Source organism: Shigella sp. FC1967 (genome assembly GCF_001743005.1).
GTDB lineage: Bacteria > Pseudomonadota > Gammaproteobacteria > Enterobacterales > Enterobacteriaceae > Proteus.
The window spans coordinates 1-4,177 of record NZ_MIIZ01000718.1 but is presented as its reverse complement, the minus strand read 5'-3'; the positions used below and the strand labels follow the sequence as shown (position 1 = coordinate 4,177).

General features: G+C 39.0%; 3 protein-coding genes. All 3 read right to left on the bottom strand.

What is annotated here, in order from left to right:
* Positions 1–192: 192 nt before the first annotated feature.
* A complete protein-coding gene (gene bcsD, locus BHE89_RS10805) occupies positions 193–663 on the bottom strand; it encodes a cellulose biosynthesis protein BcsD (protein WP_069367384.1) in 471 nt (156 codons plus the stop codon).
* A 15-nt stretch (positions 664–678) separates the two neighbouring features.
* The gene (locus BHE89_RS25600; protein ID WP_286146076.1) at positions 679–2,370 is read right to left on the bottom strand and encodes a cellulose synthase subunit BcsC-related outer membrane protein; all 1,692 of its coding nucleotides are present in this window, start codon (positions 2,368–2,370) and stop codon (positions 679–681) included.
* Positions 2,321–4,177: tetratricopeptide repeat protein (locus BHE89_RS25595; RefSeq protein ID WP_286146075.1), on the bottom strand; the 1,857-nt coding region annotated here is incomplete at its 5' end. The genes BHE89_RS25600 and BHE89_RS25595, both read right to left, overlap by 50 nt.

The following is a 4,177-nucleotide window of genomic DNA, read 5'->3' as shown; positions in this document are numbered from 1 at the left end:
TACAAAACTAATATTATTGAATTCACAATATTTTTTATTTGCATAAATAATGATGCCATTAATATCGGTTACTAACATCATGAAAACATTATTGGTAAATTGCTTTATTAATAAGCTCTTAGAATTATCATCATTAAATATCATTTCATTCATTTTTGACCTCCTATGCTAATCAATAAAGCATATATATTATTATTCAGCTGATGAGTTATGCGCATAGCGGAAAATAAAGACATCTTTTGCATCAGTAGATTGACGATGCACTTGCATTGTGGCATTACCACCTTGATTCGTTAACCAACCTTCATATAACCCTTCTAAAACCCCCACACTCGCGATACGCCACTGAACATCATCTTGGCTGTGCGTAAAATGAGGCCATGCACAATGAACCAGTAAAAGTTCGCTCATTGCAGGAGATATTGTGACAAATCCCCATTTAAATAGCGTTAATACGCGATTTATATGTAATTCAATTGATTGAATATTCTCGCTTTCAGGTAAAGGGTAACGTAAGGCAATATCTTTACCTATATTCCTTAATTTATTTCCCGCAGTAGAAATATCATTGTCATTTAAAATTTGAAAAAATAATAATTGAGTTAAATCTTGCCAGCCACTTTCAAAAGGTAATTGTAAAATATCACTGTCATGCTTATTCATTATTTATCTCCTTAATTATTTAGACAGGAAGTCTGGGGTATATTTTAAGTGTAACCACATATTATCTTCAGCATAATCACCCGATGTATCATGAGATAAGCTGACACCTAACTCGGTTTCTTTGTTTAAATAATATTTCGCGTCTAAACCTAATCTGTAAGTGAAATTTGTTTCGTCTTCTTCTTCATACTGAGATTTAATACGAGGATCACTCGCATTCTTTTTATTTAATGCGTTTTGCATATAACTATGCGTTGGAAAATAATCGCTACCTTTTTGCTTGTAACTTTGTATCCCTATTGCACCATTTAATGACACTTCGCCTTTTTCAAAGCGGCGGGTATAAGCAACAGGCAATGAAACAGACACATAATCTTGTGGGCTAAAGTAACCACCGTGTCCTAATGAGAAGTAATTTTGGTTATTTCTAAAGTTCATATAATCAACATGTACACCTGCTTTTACCTCTTGTTGATCATCTTGATAGAACTTAGCATAAGAGCCAATCCATGCTTTCACTTCATCATTACTCGCAACACTTTTACCTTGGTAGTTATAGTAACCACCACCAGCATAAGCCCCCATTTTCCCATCATCCCAGGCATATTGAACTTTAGCGCCATTACGTGTTACACGCCCCCAACTTTCACCTGTCATGGGATCAGTACGCCCCATATAAGAAAGTAGACTATCTTTTATGGCTCTGCGCTCTGCTGTCAGTGTTAATTGCCCATTTTGGCTAATTTGAGGTGAATATGTGAGGCCACCGACAACCGTTGCCGTATCTTTACCTAATGGCGTTGATCCCACATCAAAGCTGACATCCTTGTCTGATAAACGTAGTCCTAATTCAACACCAGATGCGCGTTGGCTACCCGCTTCATCGGCATTAATTTTATTTTTCTCATCATGGTTATCGCTATTTTTCGCAAAGCGTTCGGCATGTTGAAGCTGACCAGTACCAAAGCGGTTAGCTCTTTCTCCTGAAACCGAACCACTTGTCATCGAAACAGGATTAACACTAAATTCCCAACGGAGTTCTTCACCCGGCACACTTGAAATACTGATTGGTGCTGAAATTTCAGTGACATTGGATAATCCCTTATCACCATTACGATGACGTATCGCTATACCACCTTGAACCCAAGGTGAGACTTTCTCTTCTAGTTCACGAATAGAACGTTGAACCGATGCCATCTCTTTACGTTCATAAATAGAACCCGCAATAGTAGGGTTATCACTTTCCCCTAAGGCACTTAATTGACCCGCTGAGGTTTTTAATGTGCTATCACTGTTTTGCCACTGCGCACTGCGCAGTAACGTTAATGCTTTACGATTATCACCATTTAGTTGCGCAATCTGCGCGGCTTGTAATAAATAAGCAGGTTGTGAAGATGAAGGTATTTGCTGCAATAACTGCTGTGCTTTTCTTCCCTCTTTTTGAGCTAATGCCACTTCGATTTGAGCTTGGATTAATTTGCTATCTTTTCCTTGCTCTTTTTCTAAATAAGAAAGAATTTTGTTTGATTGTTCAGGCATTGATTGCGCTAAATAAACACGACTTAATGCCATTAATAACTCAGGATCATTCGGTGATGTTTTTAAAGCAACGACTAACGTATCGTAAGCCGCTTTTATTTCACCTTTTTCACGTAAGTTATCTGCTTGCGCAACGTGAGTGGCAACTTCTAAACGTTTTTTTTTCAATAACCGATGTTTCTTGTTGTAAAGCGGGATCATTAATTAAGCTAGATGCCTGTGTATAACGACCTAATTCATTGAGAACATTGATATGACCAGCATAGTTACCAACTGAACCTTTCGTGCCTTTTGCAATATCACTTTCAACTAATTGTAACGCTTCATCATTTAATCCACTGTTAACCAATTTTTCTGCTAATTCACCCACATCATTTGGATAATCAGCAACTTGATTAATTAATGGACGTAAAATATTGCGCATTGCAACAAGGTTTCCTGACTGACGGTAATGGTCAGCTTGCGCAAGTTGGCGATGAAAACGAGCACGCTGTAATAACGCTTTTTCAGCTTCGGTTTGTGGATTATGACGACTGAGTAAGTTAAAAACGTTATCCCACTCTTTTTGCTCAACATAAAACAGAGATGCCACATAATCAGAATCTTTTGTTCTACGGTTTTGTAGCTGTGAAATGATGTTTTTCGCACCAGCGCTGTCGCCATCAGCGACCATTAGGCGAGCTAAATCAAGGTAAACCCAGTTATTTTGCGGGTTTTTACGCTGAGCTTGTAAAAGCCATTGTTTTGCTTGAACACGATCACCATTTTCTAACGCTTTTTGCGCTTCACGACGTAATTTCTCAGAAGGATCTGTATTCGCAGTCAGTTTTTGACGCAAAGAGGCAGATTGTTGAGCCAGTAATTGTTCCGCTTTTGTATTCTGTCCTTCCTGAACTAATAAGTAATAATAAGCAGAAATCACTTTTTCATTACGGCTATTTTGCTGATAAAGCCCTGACAGCAATTGGTGAGCAGCAGGTAAATTACCTTGCTTACGTAATAAATCAGCCTGTAATAAGTTAGCAGATACCCCTTTTTCGCCTGAAGCCCCTGTTAAGGGGGCTAATTGATCGAGAGCCTGTTGAATATTGCCTTGTTTAGCACGTTGTTGTGCGTTGCGTAATTGTGCATAAAACCCCGCATCTTCCGCTTGTTGCTTCCATTTACTACCTTGTTCGCCACCTGATTGCGCAGCTTGGTTTAATAAACGCTGACCTGTCGTTAGATCACCTGAACGTAATGCAATATAACCTAACCCCGCTAAGGCTTGCGCATCACTGTTATCTGCCGCTAACGCTTGTTTGAAATAACCTTCGGCCTCTTTCAATTTACATTTATTTAATGCGGTATAACCCGCTTGGCGTGCATTTCCTTGGATCGCACCTTGGAAATGTTCTGCAACCGCTTTATCGTTTGGGTTTGCTTGCAAATAGGTTTTATATAACACGTCATCATCAGGGCGAGCATTCAACCATAGCAGTGCTTGACGCAGGCCTTTTTGGGCTGATTCATCACCCGAGATATTGCCTAAAATAGTTATTCCTTCGCGGCGAGTCTCTTCGTTATACGTGAGCGTTAATCCTAATGCTTTTTGTGTTTCTTTATTATCAGGCATTAATGCAGCACGTTGCTTTAATCCCGTAATAGCTTGAGGCAACATAGCGGGCACACCAGCCATGGTTTGATAATATTCTAACGCCAGTGTTTCAGGTGGCTCACTGCTAACAAATAAACGTTGATATGCTTTTATTGCTTCTTCATGTTGCCCCTTTTTCGCTAACTCTCTGGCATATCCTAATTGTTGTTCACTAAATTGTGATGATCGGATGTTTTTTAATCCTTCAATTCGTGGATCTTGCGGTGCAATTTGCGCAAGTTTTTCTCGCCAATACGTTGCTTGCTTTTCATTACCTTGTTGTGCAGTAAAAAATGCCATTAAATACAGCGCATCCTGATTATTGCTTTCCATAATCAG

What these genes read in the sequence shown, in the direction of transcription:
- bcsD (WP_069367384.1), bottom strand. Translation starts at nt 663, where the DNA reads ATGAATAAGCATGACAGTGATATTTTACAATTACCTTTTGAAAGTGGC.